The organism is Psychrobacillus syltrankelensis, from assembly GCF_055454035.1.
In genome coordinates this window covers 2178041-2203723 of record NZ_CM144227.1, presented here as the reverse complement: position 1 = coordinate 2203723, position 25683 = coordinate 2178041, and the positions used below count along the sequence as shown (strand labels likewise).

Below are 25683 nucleotides of genomic sequence, written 5' to 3'. Positions count from 1 at the left end.
AATAACAAGCCCTTTTAGGGTTTTATTCGGGTTTATTTTATTTAAAAGAAAAAATAAAAAAAGAGCACCAACAAGGTGTTCTTAGTTTTTTTCATCTTTTATGTGGAACTTAATCTCCCCAGCCGCATTATTAGCACAGGCTTTGGCCTCTTCCAAACTGCTCCCGACTGCAATGACATAAGCATATCTATGTCCCATAGATAAAGGAGGGATTAAAGTGGATCCTTTTTTAGGTTTTACATATACTTCGACAACTCCTGGTGAATTTTTCGACCTTTTTTTTCCAGTTACTTTTTCTAATATACCCTTCTTTGTGGCTATAACGTATTTGGTAAAAACATATTTTTTATGTCTAGGTAAAATTTCTGGCTTCTCTCCTAAAAATAATTTTAATGTTTCTAGTACTAAATTAAATCCAAATGCTGCTTGAATCATTTTATTCATGGCACCTCCGGAAATCCTTGGGTTGATCTCAATGAGTTTCCACCCTTTTTTACTTAGTCGGATTTCAAGATGCAACGCCCCGTTCGTAATTTCAAACGCTGTGATAATCGAATGTAGGACTTCTTCAATTTCAGATTGGATTGTGGGAGGAATATCCGCAAGCACACCATATCCTGTAATAATGAATCTCTTACCTTTTGTAATTTCTTGTTCAATAATTGCAACAATATACGGCTTGTTATTATAAACTAGTGCCTCAACTAAATATTGATCTCCGTCTATAAATTCTTCAACCATAATTGTTTCGTCCGGATTCTTATTCCGAAGATCTTCAATGTGTTTTTCTAGTTGTTCTTTTCCTCTAGCTAAAAGAACGTCCTTGGATCCTGTTGATAATGGAGACTTTACAATAATTGGGAAATGGAATTGCTCGCATATCTTCTCAGTAGGAATAGATTCGTTCGATTTAATGGACAAAAACTTAGGTGTATATTTTTTATCTTTTAGAAATGTTCTTGTCTCCTCTTTGTCTTCCATTATTTCAATCGCCTTTGAGGAGGTAATATTATCGCAGAATTCATCGCAAAGAACGGATGCAATGTGGACAAACGGATCTACAAAACTGACAATATTTTTTATAAGAACACCTTGTAACAGTAACTTGGAAACTTCTTCTCTCATATCTTCCAAATTATGTGTATTTATAAAAATCATCTTATGAACTTCTGTGTATGCTTCCCTTTGTTGAATTTGTTTCTCTTTATTAGTAAAGAGAATGGTATAGTAACCCAAACGTTCGGCGGCTTTAATGGCTTCTCTGCTGGATCCAGATTTATTCGTACTAATAAAAATAATTGCTTTCAATCGGTTCACTCCTTAATGTTAATCAAATAAATACGACTCCTTCTATATGTATGACAGGCTTTGGCTTTGACATGGTTATGTATCACGAGGCTGCTCCTAATTCTTTCTAAAATCTCTACACTTTTATAAGTGCTATAAAAGTTAAATTTAATATTATTTTATCCAATCAACTTTTTGCTAAAAAGCATATTATAAACTATGAGAGGAGTGTGATTATTACAATGAAACCACACACAGTCGGAGAGATTAGAGCAATTATTTCCGGAGACTTAATACAAGGTTCGGATGAAATAATAATTCATTATGGAGCTTACCGATTAAAACAAATAAAGAACAGTAATACGATCCTTTTTACAAACAAAAGAATTACTGATTGGAAAAGTTTAAAAAAATTTTTTCCTTTAGTTCTTGCAACCGATAGGAGTTTTAGTCAAGGAGAATTACCAGAAAATCTAACCGTCATCAAAGTAGAGAATTTAGAAGAAGCATATTGGAAATTTGTTCATTATTATCGCAGTCAGTTTAAAATCCCGATCGTTGCGATTACAGGTACTTCTGGAAAAACAACCACAAAAGAAATGATTAAACATATTCTTTCCTCAAATAAAAAAGTTGCTTCCACAAATCTTACTAATAATTCCCGAACAGCCTGTTTACAATATCTACTGAGTATAGAAGAAGACACGGAAGCTGCTATTTTTGAAACAGCCGTAGGTTCTCCGGGAGACGTATTAAATGCAGGTGAGTATTTTAAACCGACAATAGGAATAATTACGAACATCGGAGCACATCACCTCAACTATTGTAAAACTCTAGAAGGTTATATCCAGGCAAAAGGTGAAATGGTAAAAATCATTGATCCTATGGGCGTACTTATTATAAATGCAGAAGATATTAATACACGGCAAATTGATACTACTAAATTTCTGGGTAAAATCATCAAAGTTGGTACTCATAGTTCTTGCGATTTTAGAGCTTGTAATATTCAATATAGCCAAGGTGGCATGAATTTTAGTGTTCAGCATGAACAGGATAATTATCAGGTTTTCGTACCAGGACTTGGAGAACATCAAGTGTACAATGCTCTTGCAGCAGTTGCTGCTGTCTATGAAATGGGAGTTACAATACCAGAGGCAGCAATTCAGTTAAAGACATTTAAAAAATTTAGTAAGCAGCTTCAAGTAATTGAAGGTATAAACGAATCTATCATTTTAGATGATACATGGAGCCTTACAACGACTTCATTGGAAGCCGCTTTAAAGGTACTAAATGAGATTGGAAAAGAAAAGAAAAAAATAGCGATAATTGGCACCATTACAGATTTAGGTTCATGGGGATACATTATTCATGAACAGGCAGGTGAATTAATACAACAGATTGGCGTAGATGTTCTTATAACGATAGGCGAGCATGCGAGTATCATGGCGAACCATGCGGTTAAAATGGGATTAAGTTCTCCTGTTTATACATTTAAAAATACAATTCTCGTCTATGATCTATTAAATGAAATAGTAGATTCCAATACAATAATTTTAATAAAAGGCGATATGTACAGCAAACACATAACCGAATTAGCTTCAAAGTTGCGAAAGAAGAAGTAATTTCTATTACAAAAAAGGAGAATATGTTCCATTGGAATAAAAAATATTTTTTTTACGAATCAAATGGACAAACAATGTGACACAATACTAAGTTTCGTAATACTTTATAGAAATCTAATGAAAAGGTGGTATATAAATGGGTACTATATGTCCTTGTGGAGTATCTGTAAATGCTTTCACTGAAAATAATTTGACGGTGAGACAGGAACGGTTCAAGGCAATCTAACCAAGTTGAAAGAAGTGTGTATTACGACACTTGCAGCTTCAACTCTTTCCTTACAATTTATAAAGGGATAGAAACCTTCAAATATAAATAACTTCACTTTTATAGCAAACGCGATAACTTCAGTTGTTTGCAAAAGGGAAGGCCAGAATTGTGTAGTGACAATTACAGGTACTGGGCTTATCAATGGTGTTCAATTTCTATTTGAAGCAGTCTTTAAAGATCAAGTTGCTTCAGCGGCAAATGACAATGTACAAAGCTTTGTAATAACTGGTTCCTTGTTCAAAACGACATCTCCTGTCGCACAAATTTCCATTAATGCTTTTAGATGTCAGTCACTGTGACAGCAACGAAACTCTCGGTAGTAACAACCGAAATCTTTTAATAAAACTCAAAAAGTAACCAAAGAGAGTTTGTTTTACTGAATAATATATAAAATGAATATTTAAAGGAGGTGTATAGATTGAAGTACAGTAGAGGTAGGCATAGTCAATATAAAATATTGCAGGAAGAAATAAAAATAAGTAATTATCTAGTTGAAACAGTGCTCTTCTCGAAGAAATCATTATTCTGCTTTTTAGAAAAATATAAAGCTATAGTAATAAAACCATCTTTTGGTCCTGGTGAATTTATCATTTCTTTCGAAAATAATAAATATAAAATTAGAACGCTAAAGAAAATAATTACGGTTATTACTGAGGAAGAAGTTTATGAGTATATAAATAGTTATGAAATACACCAACAATATTATGTAATCCAACCACGAAAACCTGCCTCTAGCCAATCCCCTATACCATATCGATCCATCGTTACAGTTCATCGAAAGACTTCTTTAGCCAAGTGGCGCATAGTTTCAATATCATATGATGAAGACTTCTCTGTTTTTAGTCAGTTTTATCATAGGTATTATTTAAAGAAATTTAGGAGTACATCCATTATTGCAGCAAAAAAACTTGGAGAATCATTCCCAAATTACAATACGATTGTAATTGAAATTTTGTTCGACTCTAAAATGGGCTTATGGATTTCTGATACAATCCTTCATTCGCCAATAAGTAAGTGGGACCAATATCAAACACTTAGAGCAAATAAGACAATTTTACCTTTTTTGCCAATGACGAACTTACTCACGGAAGTAACCTTTAGAGATTATTTGAATAGATTTAATGAAATTATTGTGAAGCCCTGTAATGGGCAGCATGGATTAGGAATTGTACAAATTACTAGGAAAAATCCTTCCAATTATGAAATTCATTCAGGAATAAGGAATATAACTAAAACAAATCCATATGAAACCTATAGTTATATTGAAGATATCTTTCTCTCTAAGAAGGATTATATTGTGCAACAAAAAGTACAATTGGCTACGATAGATAAGTGCCCAATGGACGTAAGGGTAATTACGCGTAAGATTGAATCCAAATGGATTGTTACTGACAAAATAGTCAAAGTAGCTGGGGAAAATTTTATCGTTACGAACGCAGCTCAGAAACTATTACCTTTAGAAAATGCCATTCAGGATTCAACTATCTCTAATATAAATAACGAAAAGATTGAAGCCAAAATAGATAAAATTTGTCTATTGGCGGCCAACCAGCTTGAGAAATGCAATGCAGAACTAACAATAATAGGCTTCGATATAGGTATAACAAATAAAGGAAAAGTATGGATTATTGAAGGAAATTATGTCCCAGATCTAACTATGTTCAAAGAACAAAAAGAAAAAAATAATGATTGAGAAACTTAAAAATAGAAAAAATTAATCTCTTCTCTTGTGCAAAGTAATTAACTAGAGAAATATAAAAACAAATGAGGTGAATATAATGAAACAATTAGGAAAATGGGAGCAATATTTGTTGTTGAGCAAAGATCCCTACACAAAACAGAGTATTCCTCAGACGAAAAAATACAATCTAATCAATCTTTTGAACTTTATAAGTTCTTATGATTACGCATATGTAAAGCATGAGAGAACCGGGCAAGGTAGAGCAATTTTTAAAGTTTACAAAGAAAAAGGGGACTCTTACTGTTTTAACGGTTATTCCATACAAGGTGAACCAATCGCAAAATGCGTTACAAAAATTGAAGATTTTCACAAAATGCTACATCCATTTGAGAGGCTTGGTAGACAAGAGAATTATATTGTTCAAGAAGGTATTCAAAGTTTTACTCCAAATGGACGCCCTCATAGCATTCGAGTTCATGTTCAACTTCTAAAAGGAAAATGGGTTATTGGTGGCATGTATGCAAATATCGGGTCACAGCTAGCTACTGATAATGGTATTCTGAATTACCATCGAGACAGTACAATAATAACAATTGATGAATTATTATCGTTACATTGCCAAATGGATAAGAAGAAAAAGAAAGAAATCCTCGGATGCATAGAAAAAGTATCTATTTCAGCTGCTAAAGTTATAGCTTCACAATATCCTAATAGGGAATATGGCATCGACTTAGGGTTAAATACAGAAAAAAAACCAATTTTATTCGAAGTGAATACAACGCCAGGTATCAGCGCATTTGCTGGCCTTGAAAATAAAGCCATTTGGAAAAGAATTGTTAAAAATAGGAAATTACAAAATGGTGAATAACTTATCATTTTGTTTTCTTTGTATAATCGGAAGGAAGGAGGAGTAATAATGAAATCACTATGGGTGAAAGATATTCGAAATCTTCTTCAAGGTGAATTAATTAGTGGTTCTGAACAATGGGATGTGAGGGAGGCAATTTATTATAAACGGCATGATTTTACAAAGCGAAACACGTTACTGTTTGTTAGCAGAAGTGACGAAGTTAACTGGAATGAAATAAATCACAAGGGACCTTCTCTTGTAATTTCGGATAAACCTTCTTCTGAGCTTAAAAATGCTCTATCAGATACTACAGTCATAAAAGTGAAAAGTCTAGTGCAAGCATATTGGAAATTCATGGATTATTATCGAAATTTGTTTCAAATACCAGTTGTTGCAATAACGGGAACTTGTGGTAAAACAACTACAAAAGAGATAATAAAACATATCTTAAGCAAAGATTGGAATGTGCAAGCATCCTTCAGTAGTAAAAATGAGCCTCGTCAATCATTTCCATACTTGATGGGAATCAATGAAAAAACAAATGCTGCAGTGTTTGAACTCGGATTAGGTAATACTGGTAATATTAAGCACCAGTGTATGATCTATCAGCCAACCATCGGAATCATCACTAATATTGGTGTTCATCATTTAGATGGGTGTGGAAATCTAGAAGGTTATATAAAAGCAAAATCAGAAATAGTCGATGGTATAACAAAAGATGGAACATTAATCATAAATGCAGATGATGCGAATACTAAAAAAGTTCCTTTGCACTCATTTAAAGGAAAAATCATCTATATCGGTAAGACTTCAAAATCTGATTTTATGGCATCCGATATTCAATTCACTGAAAATGGCATGAAGTTTCATATTAATTATTTAAATAAAGAGTATAAAGCCTTTATACCTGGATATGGAGAACATCAAGTATACAATGCACTTGCTGCAATCGCTGCAGTAAATGAAATGGGGATGGATATTTCTAGAGCCATCTCACGTCTAGCAACATTTAAAAATATGGGTAGACACTTAGAATTTTCTACTGGAAAAGGTGGAAGTACTATTATTGATGATACGTGGACAAATAATCCAACTTCTGTTGAGGCTGCGTTAAAGGTACTAGATTCAATTGGTGCAAGTAAAAACGTCATTCTAGTTCTAGGAGATATTAATAGATTAGGAAACTTTGAAAAAAAATATCATGCTGAAATCGGTAGTCTGATTGCAAAAAGAAATATTCATACTTTGATTACAATCGGAAGTAAGGCAGAAGAAATAGCAAAGACAGCAATAAAAGATGGAACGAAAGCGGATGTTCATATGTTTAAAGATGTAAATGGTGTAATGGAAATTCTAAAACCAAAGCTAGACAACCAAGCAGTTTTACTTATTAAGGGACCCATGTCCAGCCGCTCCATGATTGACTTTGCAAATAAGTTAAAAGAAAATAGTTGATACATGAAAAAGAAGCATTCTCGTAACATACGAGGAATGCTTCTTTTTAAGTGACTAAATTCTAGGAAACTTTAATAAAACACTAACTTACAAAACACGTTTTGCAGTCATATAGTGTTGGTTATAATAATCAACAAATAAAACTCTGGATAGAACTCCACTTGAATTTGGAATGATGATTCGGTAATCGCCAGCATAAATTGCTACCATCGATGGTGTTTTTGATCCTTTGACACTATTAAAAAAGATCAGATCACCCTTCTTTAAATTTGCGCGCGAAACAGTTGTCCCCTTGTTCATTAGATCTTTCAAATTGGATGTGCCTAAATTTACCCCATTTGTTTTATACACGTAGTCGACAAAACCAGTTGCAGTAAAATTTAATGACGATGCATTATTGACACTACCCATTTTAACTTTATTAATTAAACTATATGCTTTCGTAACAACCTTATCCCCTTTAGTTGCTGGATTAGAAGGGAGTAGAGTTGGTAATACTCTACGTGCTGTAACATAATTGTCTGTGTAATAAGGTTTGCTATTTAAATCTGAGATGACAATATTTTGTTTAGAGTCAGCCATGTGTATTACTTTATTGTCTCCAATGTACATAGCAACATGATCTGGATCTGTGCCCGTTGTTTTGCTTCTAAAGAAGACTAAATCCCCTTTTTGTAGTTGACTTCTAGGTACATAAGAACCTTGTTTCATCATATAATCTTCATTGTATGTCCCAAGATCTACTCCATTTTTCTCGAAAATGTACATAAGAAAACTTGCGCATGAAAATTTGTAAGGGTAAGTTGGCTTGTACACTGAATTGCTGTAAGTAGACTTTCCTATTAAACTTTTCCCAGTTTGTATTAATTGATTTGCCTTTGTTTCTACTGCTTGTTGATTATTTTGTATATTAATTGTTGCAGCAGAGGCTTTTATGGGATGAATAGCTGAAGGAGTAACCCCTAGCGCACTAAAACCGATAACGACTGATAATGTAGTTGCAACGAAACGTTTTTTCATCGAGTACCTCCAATAAGTTTTTTTATTTGTTACTTGCACCGATTTTAGCATGTAAAAGTAGAAGAACTCGGAGGAAAGTTATTCCACTGAACAACCTAAGATGACCTAAGTCCTTGGCGTTATTAGGTTCAAAGATGTAATTTACAGTTTGATTACAAATATTACAGCTTACCTATGAATAAAAATGACAAAATAGGTCATGCTAATCTCATTGAGATAAAAGGAGGATTTTTCATTGAGTAAAATACTACAAATTTCTATTACTTTGCTTCTAATTAGTTCACTAGTGGGGTGTGGAACACACAAGACTGCAAATAATACCCCTACTACAGAAACACCCGTTGGTTCATCTAATACTACAGCCCCAAGCACTAATGAAACAACTACAACCACTAATGAAGCAACGACTACGGGTGTAAATCCAAATAACACGGACAAGTTGGAATTGGCGGATGACGTTGCTACCAAAATTACAGAAATGAAAGAAGTGGAAAGTGCAAATGTTATTGTAACTAACAAAAATGCCTATGTTGCTGTGACACTTAAAAAAGGCGTTAATGATAGTGAGGCGTTGAATACTAAGATTGCGGATCAAGCTAGGGCTACAAATGCTAATTTTAACAATGTATATGTGTCAACAAACCCAGACCTTGCAAAACAATTTAAAGATTATGGACAAAAAATTAGAGCACATGAACCAGTAGCAGGGTTTTTTAAAGAGTTCTCCGATACAATAAAAAGAGTATTCCCTGACGCTCATTAATTATGTTTCCCAATGTGGAAGCAATTACCGTTGATAAATAGCTAAAATGGGTATATTATATTCACATAGGCTGCATTGTACGTATGGATATTAAGTTTTAACCTTTATGCTGTAACAGGGAGTTTTATATAGAAGTTGGAATGACATGCTTCATTCTCTTTTGACAATGAGGACAAGCAGGATAACTTTTGCGAACACCCACTTTGAGGAGTGGTGGTTTAAAACTTTCTTATTAGAGTACGGCAAAGGCGGCTTACCTAAAACTAATAATAAACGACCGGTTTCCATTGGAAGCCGGTCTTTTTGCTGTTAGAAGGTTGATTTCCGCTGCAGAAGGAATAATGCAATTCGTCTTGAGTTCTTGCTAATCAACGGTGCAAGTAAGAAAGAAATTATGCTTCTTAGAAATAATAAACTAGTACTTTCCATTGTTTATCTAGAGGGCAAGCGGAACCTAAAAATATAGATAGCATCTATAGGTAAAGAAGGCTTAAGCGGACGAAATTGCATCTTCGTCCGCTTTTAAAAGAATGGGAAGGGATTTATTTTCTCATTAACCAGACCTAATGCACCATTACTCTAAATATTTCAAGAGGGCGACGGACAAACATCCGCTACAAGATTACCGAAAAAGAGGATCTGAAGTGACGCAGTCACTTCAGATCCTCCATAAGATTCTTCGTTAATAGTGTAGCCAATGTTAAGTCCAAAGCACTCGGGAATTGTTGCTGACCAGGTGCACTTAAAGGACGCTTGTGCTTTTCTTATGGAAACATTAGAAGTCTTGCAAACTTAACTAAAATATGCATTTGTTTTATTAATAAAAGCATGAATTGATGGGGATACATAACGATTTTTTAAGAAAGTCAAATACACAATTCGATCTACCCCGTTTGAATCAATAGATCGTTTAACTATAGATTTATCTTGAGTTCCCTGTAGATAATTTTCGGGTATTAAAGTAATACCAATGTTTTCCCGTACCAAACTTAAAGCCGTTTCGAATCGCTCAATCTCATATTTTATGTTAGGTTTAATTCCTTCCATCTCAAATGCCTTTAGAACATCTTGCCTCGTTTGGAACCCCTCATTACTAATAATGAACGGTTCTTCAGTCAAATCATTCAATGTTATTGATTCGCGATTTACGAGTGGGTGGTCAACATGTAGTAGCAAAACGAGCTTTTCATGATACAAAGGAATCGTTGTTATATCATTTTCTTGAATGTACTGGTTTGTAATAATCATATGTGTTTCATAGTTTCTTAAAGAGTTTTTAACGTCGCTCCCACTTAAAACCTCCGTCAATTTTATACAAACTTCGGGAAATTCCTGAATGTATTGAAGAATTACTTTTGGAATCCAATGTTTTACCGACTCGATCATTCCAATTTGTAACTCTCCGTTTCCAATATGTTTTACTTCAACCATTTCTTTTTTTACAATATCCATTTCCAATAAGAGATGTACTGCTCTTTTATATAATATCTGTCCTGCTTCTGTTATCCCTATTTTTCTTGTGTTGCGTTCAAGAATTTGAAAACCTAATTCGCTTTCCAAACTTTTTATTGCATTACTTAGCGATGGCTGAGAAATGTGAAGTATTTGAGCTGCTTTAGAAAAACTCATTTGATCGACAATCGTTACAAAATATGAAAGTTGTTTTAGATCCAAAAATATTACCTCATATCATTTATAGTTTAAAACTATGGTTTTATATTAATTATATATTAGAAATTATAAATATGTTCCTATATAATTTAGAAAATATAAATTCTAATAGTTCAGAAAGGATGAGTAGCTTGATAAACGAAGTTAAAGATGGTATTTGGTCGGGACGTACTGATCATCTTATAAATAGATCGAGTTTTCGATATCACCAAATAGTACAGTTACCCAAAATAGAGGATTACAAGACTAATGGAGAAACATGTGTCATTATTGGTTTTGAAAGTGAAGAAGGTGTCCGTAGAAATAAAGGAAATATAGGTGCGGCAAAAGCTCCTAATGCTCTCCGTTCAGAATTGGCTAAATTACCATGGAAATTGCCTGAAGATAAGCATCTTGCAGATATTGGAACGGTTGCATGCAACGATGAAAATTTAGAAAAAGCACAAGAACAGCTGGGAGAAGTTGTAACTAAAGTTTTGAGTGAAAAAATGACTCCTATTATTCTTGGTGGCGGACATGAAACCGCTTACGGACATTATGTTGGTGTGCGAAATTATATTGGCCAAGAAGCAAAGTTAGGGATTATTAATATAGATGCCCATTTTGACTTGCGTTCATACGATGAGCAAACTTCTTCTGGCACGATGTTTAAACAAATACTAGATCAGGATGAAAATAGTAGCTATTTCATAGTTGGCATTCAACGTTACGGAAATACACAAGAATTATTTGATCGTGCAGATGAATTGGGAGCTACTTATATTCTGGAAGAAAGTATGCATAAAAGTGAAATGGATAATGTGAACGCAAGAATCAATGATTTTATTAGCCAACAAGATTATATAATGATTACTTTATGCACAGATGTGCTTAATGCTGCTTTTGCGCCAGGTGTAAGCGCTTCATCTCCATTTGGATTAGATCCAAGTGTTGTACGATCCATTATCCGAAATGTAACTACGAATAAAAAGACACTATCCTTCGACATCTCTGAAGTTAATCCTTCCATGGATGAAAATAACCGTACTGTAAAGCTTGGTGCATATCTAATAAACGAAGCAATTACATCATTTTTAGGGAGGAATATTAAATGACACTAGCTCTTGATCAAGTAACTACAATATTTCTGTCTATCGCACTATTAGTACTAGGGACATACTTAGTGAAAAAAATTGGTTTTTTAAATAAATTTTGTATTCCTGCTCCTGTTGTAGGCGGGCTATTATTTGCAGTATTCGCTACAATCGCAAAATCGTTGGGGTGGTTACAAATAACACTAGATACATCTTTGCAAGGAATATTTATGCTTACGTTTTTCACGACAATTGGTTTAGGTGCTAGTTTTAAATTAGTTAAATTAGGTGGGAAACTACTCGTAATCTATTGGTTAGCTTGCGGATTTTTAGCTCTAGCACAAAATGCAATTGGTGTATCAATGGCCTATTTATTCGACTTGCATCCACTAATTGGTATGATGGCTGGTGCCGTTTCTATGGAAGGTGGTCACGGAGCAGCAACTGCTTTTGGTCAAACTGTTGAAGACCTTGGAATAAATTCAGCTCTTTCCATCGGGGTCGCTGCTGCAACATTCGGTCTGGTAGCAGGTGGACTTATAGGTGGACCTGTTGTGAAATTTCTTATTTCTAAATATGATTTGAAACCTACAGAAACTGATGAGGGTGTAGTTAATCCTTTGGAAAATGAAAAACCAATCCAAACAAATACATTCTTTACACAATTACTACTTATAACTTTCTGTATGGCACTCGGAACTTATTTAGGGAGTCTATTCTCTGCGGCAACAGGATTTGTTCTTCCGGGATATGTTGGGGCAATGTTTGTTGCGGTGATCGTCCGAAACATTGTAGATAAAATAAACCCTAAAATAGTAGATATGCAAAGCATTGGATTAGTTGGGGATATTACTTTAGGTATTTTTCTATCGATGGCTTTAATGAGTATTAAACTTTGGGAAGTTGCTAATTTAGCACTACCACTTCTTGCAATTGTTTTTGTTCAAGTTATTTTCATTATTCTATTTGGCATTTTTGTTTTATTCCGTTTGTTGGGTAAAAATTATGACGCTGCAGTAATGGTGGCTGGTTTTACGGGTCATGGTTTAGGTGCAACACCAAATGCAATGGCTAACATGGCAGCTGTAACCGATAGATTTGGTCCATCTAAAAAGGCATATTTAGTAGTTCCGATAGTAGGAGCGTTCCTTATCGATGTGTTTGCGATGCCAATCATTATAACTACGATTAATTTGTTTCAATAATTAACAAAAGCGAAGAGCTAACGAAGCTCTTCGCTTATTTTTATTTTAGACCTATATTTGCTTTGACATCTACTTCCGCATACTTTTTCTGATCAGCACGAGCGCCGATGAGAGAACCTACCCATCCTCCTATGAACCCAGCTGGTACAGAAATGATCGCAGGATTTGTTAATGGGAATATTGCTTCTCCTGTAAATAGCATTGCTCCATTGGTAGACCATAAATTTGGGCTTAATACTACTAGTACAAGCGCGGTAACAAGACCACCAATAATTGCTGTTAAAGCTCCAGTTGTATTGAAATTTTTCCAATAAATTGTATAAATTATAACTGGTAAATTCGCGCTTGCAGCAATACAGAAAGCAAGAGAAACTAAAAATGCTACGTTCATACTTTGTGCACCTAATGCTAAGATTATGGAAAATATAGATACAGCGACAGCAGCAACACGAGCAGCTCTCATTTGTTCTTTATCTGTTACTTTTCCTTTTTTGAAGATTTGTCCATAAAGATCGTGCGCAAATGCAGATGCTCCAGATAATACTAGTCCCGCAACTACAGCAAGGATGGTTGCGAAAGCAACAGCTGACACGAACGACATGAGAATGTCACCACCTAGTGCTTGCGCAAGAAGGGGAGCGGCCATGTTTCCAGCTGGATTAGCTGCAATAATTGTTTCAGGTTTTACAAATGCTGCTGCACCAAAACCTAAGAAAATAGTCAAAACGTAGAAAATTCCTACAATCCATGTTGCATAAACAACCGAGCTACGTGCCGTTTTTGCATCTTTCACGGTAAAGAATCGCATTAATATATGTGGCAATCCAGCAGTACCTAACACTAAAGCGATCATTATCGATAAAGTGTCTAAACCATTCGTGTATTTAACACCAGGATGTAAATAAGCTTCACCGTGTGCTGTTGCACCCTTCATTTCTGTGAACATACCCAAGATATTGAAGTTGAATTTCCATAAAACTAAGAAAGAGATAATGACTGTTCCAATCATTAATAGTACAGCTTTAATAATTTGTACCCAACTAGTTGCTGCCATACCACCCCATAAAACATAGATGGTCATCATAACTCCAACAATTAATACAGCAATCCAATAATCGATACCTAATAATAATTGTATAAGTGCACCAGCGCCAACAAGTTGCGCAATCATGTAGAACAAAACAATTGTTATTGTACTAATAGCTGCTGCTCCACGAATTTTCTTTTGATTGAATCGAGCGGTAATCATATCTGCTAATGTATAGCGACCTAAGTTTCGTAAAGGTTCTGCCACAATATATAACACAACCAAGTAAGCTACTAAATAACCAATACTATAGAAGAAACCATCAAATCCGAAAAGTGCAATTGCACCAGCAATTCCTAAAAATGAAGCTGCAGATAGGTAATCACCAGCAATAGCAATACCGTTTTGCCAACCAGACAAACCACCACCAGCAGTGTAAAACTCACTTGCAGAGTTTGTTCGTTTAGAAGCTATATAAGTTACAAATAAAGTCAATGCCACAATTCCTACAAAGAACGATAAACCTATTCCACTCATTCGTAGCCACCAGCCTTTTCCTTCTCAACAATTTGGTTGGCTTCTTTATCAAAGCCATTTGCTTTGCTAACGTAAATCATACATAGCACCCAAGTCATAACGAAAAGAGAAATTGCATAAATCCAAACCCATGCCACGTCACCGAATGCATTGTTATTCAATACAGTAGTGTATGAGGTCAATATGGGGAGGGAAATATAGCATAATAAAAAGAATATGGAGATAGGTAAAATAAATCTATTCTTTTTTCTTTTTAATTCTTTGAACTCGGGACTTTGTGCAATAGCACTGTAATTTATCCCGGTAGTTGAATTTGGATAAATGTTTACTTCTTCATCCTTTGAAAGAGTTTTTAGGTCCCGAGGACTAGCTGTGTTGAAAACGCTTTCTAAATTATTAGCCATTTTCCATTCCTCCATTACAAATTGTATCAGTATTTGGAATATTCTGTTCCTGACTGTATGTTAATCATATGAAACTATGGATGAAATATCAATATTAAATTAACTAAATATTCATATTTTATGGAAATTAATTTATTTCATAAAAGCGAGAAAGACGAGACCTGGTGGAAGCGAAGTGACGAGGAGCTCTGCCTCGCTCTCGGAACGCGTGAGCCTGTCACGGATTTTGAGCATTTGGAATTGATTAAAATATATTAAAATTTATGTGGAAAACTTCTACATTCAAGATTTACTTGAAAAATGCTACCATAGATAAGTTGAACAAAATATAAAATTAAGGAGAGGCATGTCTATGAGAAAAGAATTAAGCCATTTAGAAACGATGCGTTGCAATCTAATCATTACAAATAAGGCTCGCAAAGGAATTCTAGAGTGGTCCAAAGATGAGCATGCCTTTTTTAAAATAGAAGAATCATTTCATATATATATAGAAAAGCGTCCGGTTAATTCTCATGGGAATATATCTCTTTCCCTTTACTTTGATAATGAAAAGAATGAGAGACTAACAGAAAAGTTAAGCGGTAAGGTTGCGGTAATGGAATGCGTTCTACAAAACGATGGGTTGCTTGCAACGGGCTTTTACATAAGAGGTTCAAAGGTTCCAGTTCAGACAAATAGACGTCTACCGGTAAATTTGAAATTCATAACTGCGCGGAATAATGGGGCAGGTTTTCCTATCCAGTTACATACAAAGATTCGTGAATTACCTATTGCAGAGGAACGATCTGAATATGTAAAGAAACGTATCTCTAGTTGGGAAGGGTATTTGAAGATTCAAGAGCGTAATGCGGATATTGCAGACATTACAACTGCTTACTCAAAAATAATCTTAAATGAAGACTTTAATCGAATGACACTTGTGGGGTGCAATTTAAATGGAAACGAGTGGAATAAGATAAAGAGTCTTAGTGTAACCTTGAAGGGTTTTCAAAATGACATTGGTGATGTTTTAAAAGTTGATCGGAATAAGAGAATTGTGGAAATCGAGCTTAAACCAAGGTTTCGGGAAATGGCGAGAAGAAATCAGTTCAGCCCCCAATCGAAAGAAGCGGTGTTTAGTAACTTTGCTACACTTAGCCAAATTAGAAGACTTCGAAAAGGGTTTGAAGATCTTCAAAATGGCCTGGCAGCAAATGCTAATCTCGAGAAGATTCTATTTGAGGATCGACCTACTATACGTTTAACCAATAACCGTGAAGAATTAGAATTCCATAATCAGTTAAATGAGTTCCAACAAGAAGCTGTAATAGGGGCTATGTCCGCTAAAGATTTATATGTTATTCAAGGTCCTCCTGGTACTGGGAAGACAACTGTAATTTCAGAAATATGCCAACAGAATGCAAAAGCAGGATTACGTACCTTAGTAGCTTCCCAATCTAATTTAGCTGTAGATAATGCCCTCAGTAGATTACTTTCGAATAAAGACATACGTATTTTAAGGTTCGGTCGAACAGAGAGTATAGAAGAAGAAGGAAAGAAATTCATAGAAGAAAATGTAGGACAATATTGGAAAAATCAAACGTTAAGTGAATTACATGGTGAAATAGAATCTCAATCCACTCAATCAAAGCAGCTTGAAGATGAAAGAGTTAACTGTGAAGAATTATTGCAGTCACTTCAAAAAGAACTAATTTCATTAGAAGAAAAAGTGAAGCAAAAAGAAGCAGCAAAGCTTGAATACGTTTCAAGAATGGAAGAGATAAAAAACCTTAAAAAAAGTTTAGTTCTTCTGAAAAAAGAACGAGAAGAGCTTGAAAATACACAAAAGACTGTAGAAAAAACTTTCGAAGAGACAACGATGGAAATTAGCAAGATGGAACATTTCATCAGCTCTAATCCTCCCAGAACAGAATTAATAGAAAAAATGAATCAATTAGCTTTAGAAATTGAAACGAATAGGGTTCAGTTATTTTATCAGCAAACTATAGAGGAAATTAGAGCTTTAGAATCTATAGTAGATGTAACAAGACAAGAATATCAAGCAGTTCAAATGAAAATAAATTGCTTAGAACAGTTTTATAATGAAATTCCTTCCATTCGCAAATTAGATTCTTTGAAAAGTATTATGAACCAAAAAGAAATAGCTCCATCTCCTATGTTAGAACGACAAATAACAGAGTTGGACCGATTAATAGAAACAATTCGTTCTTTTAAGGATTGGGATGAACTAAATAAACGACTTTTATCAGCTATTGGATACATGGAAGGTTTATTAAAAAAGAATCATATACCTTTAGAAAATGTAAAAAATAATGTGAGTAGTCAAGGGGTCATTTTTGATTCTTCTTATTCAGTGAAAGAAATACATCAATTCATCGATAGTATGAAACGATTACTAACTTCTGGAGAAATAAACATAGAAAAATTAGAAGTATATTTGGAAGGTTTGAATGTAAGAAAGAAATTTGTTTGGAAGCAAGGGATTATTTTGAATAATGCAAAGTCAGAATCTACTAAAAAGTTTCAAACGATTAAAGTTGAACTGGCAGAGCAAATCAAGAAAACCTTTTTACAGTTGGAACGAGACAAAAATGAACTAAAAGATAATGGCGGTACCCAAAAAGAAAAGCTTGATTTGTTAGTAGAGAGAAGCGTTGAGATTCAGAGACAAATAGGAGCGGTAGAGAATATTCCACCACTACATAGTCTACAATTGGAAATACAGCAAAAAGAAAATACAAATAATTGCTTAAAAAAAACAGAAGAAACGATTAAACAATATGTAAACAGACTAGCGTTTAAAAAAGATGAGGCGGAAATAACTGCTCAACAAATGGAGACGAATATAAAGGCACTTCAAGAAAAAGAACAGGAAAGCAAAAGATTAAATACAGAAGGTCTAGAGCAGGAAAGACAAGTTAAATTACTAGAAGAAATATTAGAGCAGAACCTGGAAGAAGAACATGAAAAAACATCAATTGAATTAAAAGTTACCTCAAAAAAGCTAGAGTCTCTTAAACGCGAAATAGACCTGTTACCGATTACGCATTCTCTTCAAAAAGAATGGTTTTTCTTATTAAAAGAGGCAAACGATCATGATTTGGATGAAATTCGAAAACTTTATGTGAGACATGCTAACGTAATTGGGACAACTTGTGTGGCATCCGCTAGAAAAGAGTTTATGGACAATTATCCTACTTTCGATGTCGTCATTATTGATGAAGTATCGAAAGCCACGCCACCTGAATTACTTTTGCCAATGTTAAAAGGGAAGAAGATTATTTTAGTAGGAGATCATCATCAGCTTCCTCCTCTAGTTGGAGAAGATACGCTCGATGAAACACTCAAAGCAATTTTAGAAGAGAGTGATAGTTTCGAGGAAAAAGATGAATTGAAAAAGCTATTAAAAGAATCTTTATTTGAACGTCTATTTAAAAATCTACCACAAAGCAATAAAACTATGCTGGCCATTCAATATCGAATGCATGAAAGTATTATGGAAACAATTACACCGTTTTATGAGGAAGAAAATTATCGCCTGCAATGTGGTTTAGTAGATTCTGATTCTGTGCGTGACCATTTACTAGATTCTACTTATGTAAAAAGAGGTGATCATCTTCTATGGATCGATATGCCGAACGAACCCTCTTATTTTGAAGAAAAAGTCAAAGACGGAAAAAGTCGTTTTAACCAAGCAGAACTAAATACAATTCGTGAAGTATTAATTGACTTAGATAAAGCAACAGAAACTGCTAAAAATGAAGGAAGAATGAAACAGGAAGAAAGAAAAAGCATAGGAGTTATTAGTTTTTATGGTGAACAAGTAAAGAGAATTGATAGATTGATTCAACAAGAACTGAACTTGCAGCATTTAACTTTCAGAACTGGAACTGTTGATAAGTTCCAAGGAATGGAGATGGATGTCATCTTGTTGAGTATGGTTCGGAATAACAAGGACAGCAATGGGGATATTGGATTTGCAAATGATTATCGGCGTTTAAATGTAGCTCTTTCTCGAGCAAGGGAGTTGTTAGTTCTTGTAGGAAGTTCCCACATGTTTACAGAGCGTACAAAAAGAAAAGACTCAAGAGAAATGTATTCTAGATTGCTAAATATTGTAAAAAATAAAAACGGTTTACGAACTAATAAAGTCTGTTTAGGGGTATAACAAAATGCGTAATTTGGAAAATCGATTAAAAAAAGAACTACAACAAAACATCAAGGCGAAAATCATGCATTCCGCTACATGGAGTATACCTATTCACTCTGTGGAGGTAGAATTTACAACGGTGAAAAGGATGAAAATGGATGTGCTGATGAAAATGATGCTAATTGCTTTTCAAAAAATGGAAATTGCAAAAGCAGAGAAACTAAGTGAACTATTACTAGTGGAGCAGCTCTTTATTCAAGATTTAATAGAGATCATGTTGAAAACACGACTAATCGAAAAAAGTGAGAACGTATATAGATTAACCGATAAAGGATTCCAACAATTAAAAGATGGAGTATTTGAAGAAGAGCAAGAAGCAGAAACACAGAATGTGCTATACAGTTCTTGCCATGAAACATTTTTGAAAGGCGAATTAAAGGATGCTCCCGAGGAACAGTACGATATTTATCGTTACGTAAAAGAAGGTTATTTAGATGAAGAACCAACTTTTGAAAACGAGTCTATCATTCATGTTCTGCAAGCAGACGATTTGGAAAAGGGAGACGTCCAAACAGTTATTTCAGAAATTGTCTCGACAACCGATTTGTTTATAGAAGATGTGCCTTGTATAGAATTTATACTCTATAACAAAGATGAAGACATCATCTACGCTAGAGTATGGAATACCTTGTTAGATCGATGGGACGAAAAACTGGAAAACCAATTAAATGAAAAGGAACGTCTAGAATGGCGAAAAACTTATTTAGTTAGTTAGCTATTCAACTTACCTAAATGGCAGAGTGAGACCAATTACAGGTAACCGAGACCGATTTCTATTAATTTCAAAAGTAGATGTGCAAACACTGCAAATCACACCAGACTGTTGACAAACTCTAAAAAAAGAGTTGTCTCCAGGCTTTTTTTATAGGATAGATCAAGTTTTCCTAGCACCGAACCGCTTAGATAAACACTATGAAATAACTATTTGAGGTTAGAACAAGCAATTTACAAAAAGAAAAAGTTAGTAGTTGAAGAAGGAAAAATGTTGTAGGTACAGAATAGTAAGGTAATAATATATATAAACTTTGGATTACAATAAAGGGGATGAATTAATGACGACTAGATTTAGTGAAGTTCAAGAGGTTTTGGAAAATTACAAGTCTGCCATTTACGAGAAGGATGTTGAGAGATTTTTATCATCCTACGCGCCTGATACACATATTTACGATTGCTGGGAAAACTGGGAAAGCATCGGTATATCCAAATGGAGGGGAATGGTGAATGAATGGTTTACAGAATTAGATGAGGAAGGAGTTTTACTCCAAATAGATTTTATAGACTTAGATGTGGAGGAAAGTTCAAATATGGCTTTTGTTCACGGTGGTGTTAAGTTTGCCGCTCAAAACAAATCAGGGGAAGTAATTCGTCAGATGACAAATAGATTCACGTTTTGTTTAAAAAAAGTAAATGAGTCTTGGTCCATCGTTCATGAACATTCATCATTACCTATAAATATAGAAACTGGAAAGGGTATTTTTAACCTAAAGTAAGAATGATCCCATCCTGCTTCACTAACAAGAGCGTTGGTCTAAGAAGAAGTGAACCCAATATTTTGTAGTAACTGTAATACAATGCTGTTAAAAAATATTTCAATAGCCTTACAAAAAAAGAACTAAAAAAGGAGAAATAACGATGCCAAAACAATTTTGGATTAACTTGCCAGTGAAAGACATCAATAAATCAAAAGAATTTTACAGAAAAGTTGGATTTTCTGTTAATGAACAACATGGCAATGGCGATCAAGCACAGTTAATCATCGGGGATAGTAACGCTACTGTCATGCTTTTTCCAGAGTCTACTTTCAAAAGCTTTACTAGTCATGCAATTGTTGATACAAATCAAGCTACGGAAGTATTACTATCCGTTGATGCTGACAGTAGAGAAGAAGTAGACATAATGGCAAAGAACGCAGTAGAAGCTGGTGGTACAATGTTTGGAAAGCCTTCAGAGATACAAGGATGGATGTATGGATGTGGTTTTACTGATTTGGATGGTCATCGGTGGAATGTGTTGTATATGGATATGAGCAAGATGCCGAAAGAATGAAATAGGATAACAGGTTCTTAAGTTTCAAAAGGGTTGCTACGGCGATCCTTTTTTGTTACGGAAAAGTATTCTTGGTATAAATCCTTTTCTTATTCAACTAACCTAGTGGTTGATCAAGAAGGAATAACATTCCTTTTGGTTGAACTTATAGAATTAACATAACGTTCAATATATCAAAAGATTGAGCGTAGTATTTTGACTTTAAAGGAATTATCGAACCTTTATTTAGTAAGCAAAAATTAACTTCCGTTACTCTTCCTTATTTAGATTTAAGAAATTACTAATTATCTTTACATATTCATTTTTAGGATATTTCTTATATAAATCGCTTGATAATCGAATCGGGTCACCAAAAAAGTATCGCTCATATTGGGTTTGTCTTGCTCCGAATGAACTCATTGTTAGATCCCATGCTAAACGAAATATTCTTACACGTTCCTCTGCGTTCTTAGTTGCTCCTTGAAGATAGAAATCTAAGTCATTTCTAATAATAGATTGAAATGCTTTTTCGGTTGGCAATGTAATCATTCCACTAGCTCCGATTAACTGGATAATTTCAGTGAAACGAGGATATATTTTAGGGAAGATGTTACCGGCAACTTGAAGCGGGAAAATTTCTGGCCGTATATATCCCCATTCATCTAATTTTGCGTTATTCTCCGATTTTTCTAACAAGGCTTTCATTGTTTCTAGACCAATTATAATTTCCGACATCTTTTCTTGAATATGTTGATACTCACTAATATTAATCGTTCGATAAGAAGCTCAGCGATACCTAAGACGAACTCTGTTTTTACAATTTGTCTATTCAATACTTGGTGCTTAGTAAAGGGATGGAAAGAGCTTTGAATTGGGAAAGTTTCTGCCACTTCCGCATTGTTGTAATAAAATACCCTATTCCAAGGTACTAATACATTGTCAAAGACAACGATAGAATCCATTTCTTCGAAACGCGAGCTTAATGGATGATTAAAAGAGGATTGTCCTCCTATGAATGTGTCCCTACAAATAAACTTTATTCCTTTTGTATTAGAAGGAATCGAAAAAGCAAAAGCTTCATTTTCGTTAAATAGAAATTTACCAACGCTAAATACTAATACTTCATCTGTTAACCTAACCCCCCTTGAGTAGCGAGAAGACGGGCGCCTTTAATTATGATTCCTTCTTCATTTTTACCGATAACTCTTGCTGCAATTGGCTCATCGTTATCTTCAAAATAGATATAAGAACGATTCACTTGTGGAGAAATAAAGGTATGAGTAAACGATAGGTCATTTTCCCTTGCCAATTCATAAAATGCTTGCAGGTTATTTGGAAAACATTTATCTTTATTTTTTAAAAAGGGCGCTGTAGAGGCAAAGCTCATTAAAACCGTATTCAAATAATCTGGACTTCTTCCCATGATGCCACCCGAATACCTAGCCCAATGTTCACTCATCTTTCTTCTTCTTCTCAAGTCAACTTTCGTTTTTGGTTGCAAATAGGAAAGGCCGATAAGTTCTCCGGATGCTGGGGAAATAAAAGTCATCTCATCTTTTAGTTTTGGGTCATGTTGCAAATCATAAAGAGCCGCTTTTGACTGAATAAGTCCCTTGAAGGCAGGGTGTTCAGAGAGCAACCCCTCAATTTTTTCACCGTCGTACCAAATTTCATTATTCAGTTGATTTAATCGGTTAATATAATCTTTTCCATTAATAGCCCCCATGTTTCACTCCCCAATTTCAATTGATATTTATTTATAAATATTCAATTAAGCTGTTCAAAAGTTAAGTAGGTCAATATTTATTACTCCTGTCTAAAATAATCTTTGAAACTAGAGCATGCTAATATTCCTGCTTTAACAGAGCGGTTAGTTTAATAAGGAAAGAGTGTTAGGATGGAACTTTTGCTACAATTAATAGAAAATAACCCAATAATTTAGTTGGAATATTATGAGGAACTGTGCAGTAGAAAGGAGGATTTCATGTATAGAATAAATTTATTATATTTAATACTCTTCATATTATTAACAGGTTGTTCCAGACAGGAAACAGTTAAGCTACTGGTGAAGGGCAATATTGGAAAGCGGGGAACTCTACAATAGAGTAGGAATTGAATATACAGGAGATGAGGAACTTATCTATGTCACTTATAAGATAATTACTGACCTCGGCGGGCAGGGCGGGGAACGCTATCCTCAAGAAAACCAAACCGCTATATCGTTTGGGATGGGTGCAACTAACCATCCTCCAACTAAAGACGAAGTAGTTACTGAGTTAAATCATACTTATATTGAAATTCAATGGCAGACTGAAACTGGGGAATATGAAGAAAAAATTGACTTGAAAGTCTATTAATTTTGAGAGAAATTTGATAAGAGAAGAGAAAAAATACATGAGTGGGAGTTTATAGTTACGGATAAGAGAGAAATAAGTGAAATGAGTTTCTACTATATAATGCGAGTTTTTGGAAACGATTATCTTACATTTTTTTAGTAATTTCGATAAAAGACTTGCTATAATGTTTTTTGGGTGTTATAGTAATAACCTGTCATTCGAATTACTTTCTTTTTAAAAAAGAAACAAAAAAATAGTTGACATCGATAACGAGGTTTGTTATGATAATAAAGTCGCTAAAACGACATGACAAAAAACACTACATGAACATTGAAAACTGAACATGCAAAACGTTAAGACATACAGCTTGAAAGACTAACTTGTTAGTTTGATAGCAAAACAAAAATGACATCATTTAATGATGATGCCAGCAAGTAAGTACATCGACTAAAAGCGCCACATCCGTGTGGCGACGTCGATGCCAGCACTTCGTGTGCAAGTGAGCTTTTTAAGTTCTCTATTATGGAGAGTTTGATCCTGGCTCAGGACGAACGCTGGCGGCATGCCTAATACATGCAAGTCGAGCGAATGATGAAGAAGCTTGCTTCTTCTGATTTAGCGGCGGACGGGTGAGTAACACGTGGGCAACCTGCCCTGTAGATTGGGATAACTCCGGGAAACCGGGGCTAATACCGAATAATCCATTTCCTCACATGTGGAAATGTTAAAAGACGGTCTCGGCTGTCACTACAGGATGGGCCCGCGGCGCATTAGCTAGTTGGTGAGGTAACGGCTCACCAAGGCGACGATGCGTAGCCGACCTGAGAGGGTGATCGGCCACACTGGGACTGAGACACGGCCCAGACTCCTACGGGAGGCAGCAGTAGGGAATCTTCCACAATGGACGAAAGTCTGATGGAGCAATGCCGCGTGAGTGAAGAAGGTTTTCGGATCGTAAAACTCTGTTGTGAGGGAAGAACAAGTACGAGAGTAACTGCTCGTACCTTGACGGTACCTCATTAGAAAGCCACGGCTAACTACGTGCCAGCAGCCGCGGTAATACGTAGGTGGCAAGCGTTGTCCGGAATTATTGGGCGTAAAGCGCGCGCAGGCGGTCCTTTAAGTCTGATGTGAAATCCCACGGCTCAACCGTGGAAGGTCATTGGAAACTGGGGGACTTGAGTACAGAAGAGGAAAGCGGAATTCCAAGTGTAGCGGTGAAATGCGTAGAGATTTGGAGGAACACCAGTGGCGAAGGCGGCTTTCTGGTCTGTAACTGACGCTGAGGCGCGAAAGCGTGGGGAGCAAACAGGATTAGATACCCTGGTAGTCCACGCCGTAAACGATGAGTGCTAAGTGTTAGGGGGTTTCCGCCCCTTAGTGCTGCAGCTAACGCATTAAGCACTCCGCCTGGGGAGTACGGTCGCAAGACTGAAACTCAAAGGAATTGACGGGGCCCGCACAAGCGGTGGAGCATGTGGTTTAATTCGAAGCAACGCGAAGAACCTTACCAGGTCTTGACATCCCGCTGACCGTTCTAGAGATAGATCTTTCCCTTCGGGGACAGCGGTGACAGGTGGTGCATGGTTGTCGTCAGCTCGTGTCGTGAGATGTTGGGTTAAGTCCCGCAACGAGCGCAACCCTTGATCTTAGTTGCCAGCATTCAGTTGGGCACTCTAAGGTGACTGCCGGTGATAAACCGGAGGAAGGTGGGGATGACGTCAAATCATCATGCCCCTTATGACCTGGGCTACACACGTGCTACAATGGACGGTACAGAGGGTCGCAACCCCGCGAGGGTGAGCTAATCCCATAAAACCGTTCTCAGTTCGGATTGTAGGCTGCAACTCGCCTACATGAAGCCGGAATCGCTAGTAATCGTGGATCAGCATGCCACGGTGAATACGTTCCCGGGCCTTGTACACACCGCCCGTCACACCACGAGAGTTTGTAACACCCGAAGTCGGTGGGGTAACCCTTACGGGAGCCAGCCGCCGAAGGTGGGACAGATGATTGGGGTGAAGTCGTAACAAGGTAGCCGTATCGGAAGGTGCGGCTGGATCACCTCCTTTCTAAGGATAATATCGGAATACAGATTTTTATCTGTATCTTAACGTTTTGCAGTTCAGTTTTGAATGTTCATTTTATATGAAGATTCAACTCTTGTTCTTTGAAAACTGGATAAAACGACATTGAAAGAAACAAATTCAAGAAATTCAATTTGTAATCACATTTGTGATTATTTTTTG

At 35.6% G+C, this 25683-nt stretch carries 18 protein-coding genes, 1 rRNA gene, 1 other RNA gene and 1 pseudogene; 15 read left to right on the top strand and 6 right to left on the bottom strand.

The window, feature by feature from the left end:
• Positions 1-81: 81 nt before the first annotated feature.
• The gene (locus tag ACTSKG_RS10580) at positions 82-1308 is read right to left on the bottom strand and encodes an ATP-grasp domain-containing protein (protein WP_464754594.1); all 1227 of its coding nucleotides are present in this window, start codon (positions 1306-1308) and stop codon (positions 82-84) included.
• 221 nt (positions 1309-1529) lie between these two features.
• On the opposite strand from ACTSKG_RS10580, the gene ACTSKG_RS10575 reads away from it, so the two are divergent.
• The 5 genes from ACTSKG_RS10575 (at position 1530) to ACTSKG_RS10555 (ending at position 7163) form a co-directional block, all read left to right on the top strand.
• Complete coding sequence (locus ACTSKG_RS10575; protein WP_464754593.1) at positions 1530-2909, top strand: Mur ligase family protein; 1380 nt, start codon at positions 1530-1532, stop codon at positions 2907-2909.
• Between the two features lie 381 nt (positions 2910-3290).
• Positions 3291-3476, top strand: coding sequence for a hypothetical protein (locus ACTSKG_RS10570; protein WP_464754592.1), 186 nt, complete (start codon positions 3291-3293; stop codon positions 3474-3476).
• A gap of 119 nt (positions 3477-3595) precedes the next feature.
• Positions 3596-4870 (top strand): YheC/YheD family protein, encoded by a 1275-nt coding sequence (locus ACTSKG_RS10565; protein WP_464754591.1) that lies wholly within the window; start codon positions 3596-3598, stop codon positions 4868-4870.
• Between the two features lie 85 nt (positions 4871-4955).
• Positions 4956-5726: a YheC/YheD family protein gene (locus ACTSKG_RS10560; protein WP_464754590.1), complete on the top strand. Its 771-nt coding sequence runs from the start codon at positions 4956-4958 to the stop codon at positions 5724-5726.
• Positions 5727-5774: 48 nt separating this feature from the next.
• Positions 5775-7163 carry a UDP-N-acetylmuramoyl-tripeptide--D-alanyl-D-alanine ligase gene (locus tag ACTSKG_RS10555; protein WP_464754589.1) on the top strand — a complete coding sequence of 463 codons (1389 nt, stop codon included), beginning with the start codon at positions 5775-5777 and terminating at the stop codon, positions 7161-7163.
• An 87-nt stretch (positions 7164-7250) separates the two neighbouring features.
• Here ACTSKG_RS10555 and ACTSKG_RS10550 read toward each other — a convergent pair whose 3' ends face one another.
• Positions 7251-8183: an NlpC/P60 family protein gene (locus ACTSKG_RS10550; protein WP_464754588.1), complete on the bottom strand. Its 933-nt coding sequence runs from the start codon at positions 8181-8183 to the stop codon at positions 7251-7253.
• A 235-nt stretch (positions 8184-8418) separates the two neighbouring features.
• Here ACTSKG_RS10550 and ACTSKG_RS10545 point away from each other — a divergent pair, with 235 nt between their 5' ends.
• Entirely contained in the window at positions 8419-8946 is a 528-nt protein-coding gene (locus ACTSKG_RS10545; RefSeq protein ID WP_464754587.1) for a YhcN/YlaJ family sporulation lipoprotein, read from the top strand.
• A 64-nt stretch (positions 8947-9010) separates the two neighbouring features.
• Positions 9011-9205: non-coding RNA, 6S RNA (gene ssrS, locus ACTSKG_RS10540), on the top strand.
• Between the two features lie 533 nt (positions 9206-9738).
• Here the strand turns inward: ssrS and ACTSKG_RS10535 are convergent.
• Entirely contained in the window at positions 9739-10620 is an 882-nt protein-coding gene (locus tag ACTSKG_RS10535) for a LysR family transcriptional regulator (RefSeq protein ID WP_464754586.1), read from the bottom strand.
• 119 nt (positions 10621-10739) lie between these two features.
• Between ACTSKG_RS10535 and hutG the strand changes: the two genes are divergently transcribed.
• Both hutG and gltS read left to right on the top strand, forming a co-directional pair.
• The gene (gene hutG, locus ACTSKG_RS10530; protein WP_464754585.1) at positions 10740-11711 is read left to right on the top strand and encodes a formimidoylglutamase; all 972 of its coding nucleotides are present in this window, start codon (positions 10740-10742) and stop codon (positions 11709-11711) included.
• Positions 11708-12895 carry a sodium/glutamate symporter gene (gene gltS, locus ACTSKG_RS10525; protein WP_464754584.1) on the top strand — a complete coding sequence of 396 codons (1188 nt, stop codon included), beginning with the start codon at positions 11708-11710 and terminating at the stop codon, positions 12893-12895. Before hutG ends, gltS begins: the two co-directional genes overlap by 4 nt.
• A gap of 40 nt (positions 12896-12935) precedes the next feature.
• On the opposite strand, the gene ACTSKG_RS10520 is transcribed toward gltS, so the two are convergent.
• Positions 12936-14459, bottom strand: a complete 1524-nt coding sequence (locus ACTSKG_RS10520; protein WP_464754583.1) for a solute symporter family protein — start codon at positions 14457-14459, stop codon at positions 12936-12938.
• On the bottom strand, positions 14456-14863 hold the full coding sequence (locus tag ACTSKG_RS10515) for a DUF485 domain-containing protein (protein ID WP_464754582.1): 408 nt from the start codon (positions 14861-14863) through the stop codon (positions 14456-14458). Before ACTSKG_RS10515 ends, ACTSKG_RS10520 begins: the two co-directional genes overlap by 4 nt.
• Before the next feature lie 352 nt (positions 14864-15215).
• Here ACTSKG_RS10515 and ACTSKG_RS10510 point away from each other — a divergent pair, with 352 nt between their 5' ends.
• From ACTSKG_RS10510 to ACTSKG_RS10495, 4 genes are all read left to right on the top strand, one after another.
• Positions 15216-19031, top strand: coding sequence for an AAA domain-containing protein (locus ACTSKG_RS10510; RefSeq protein WP_464754581.1), 3816 nt, complete (start codon positions 15216-15218; stop codon positions 19029-19031).
• A 4-nt stretch (positions 19032-19035) separates the two neighbouring features.
• Positions 19036-19788 (top strand): hypothetical protein, encoded by a 753-nt coding sequence (locus ACTSKG_RS10505; protein ID WP_464754580.1) that lies wholly within the window; start codon positions 19036-19038, stop codon positions 19786-19788.
• Between the two features lie 337 nt (positions 19789-20125).
• Positions 20126-20563 (top strand): YybH family protein, encoded by a 438-nt coding sequence (locus ACTSKG_RS10500; protein WP_464754579.1) that lies wholly within the window; start codon positions 20126-20128, stop codon positions 20561-20563.
• A gap of 142 nt (positions 20564-20705) precedes the next feature.
• Entirely contained in the window at positions 20706-21119 is a 414-nt protein-coding gene (locus ACTSKG_RS10495; protein ID WP_464754578.1) for a VOC family protein, read from the top strand.
• Positions 21120-21368: 249 nt separating this feature from the next.
• Here ACTSKG_RS10495 and hpaB read toward each other — a convergent pair.
• Positions 21369-22824 (bottom strand): annotated as a pseudogene (gene hpaB, locus ACTSKG_RS10490) (4-hydroxyphenylacetate 3-monooxygenase, oxygenase component).
• Between the two features lie 352 nt (positions 22825-23176).
• On the opposite strand from hpaB, the gene ACTSKG_RS10485 reads away from it, so the two are divergent.
• Positions 23177-23455, top strand: coding sequence for a hypothetical protein (locus ACTSKG_RS10485; RefSeq protein ID WP_464754577.1), 279 nt, complete (start codon positions 23177-23179; stop codon positions 23453-23455).
• 498 nt (positions 23456-23953) lie between these two features.
• A 16S ribosomal RNA gene (locus ACTSKG_RS10480) occupies positions 23954-25506 on the top strand.
• Positions 25507-25683 lie beyond the last annotated feature (177 nt).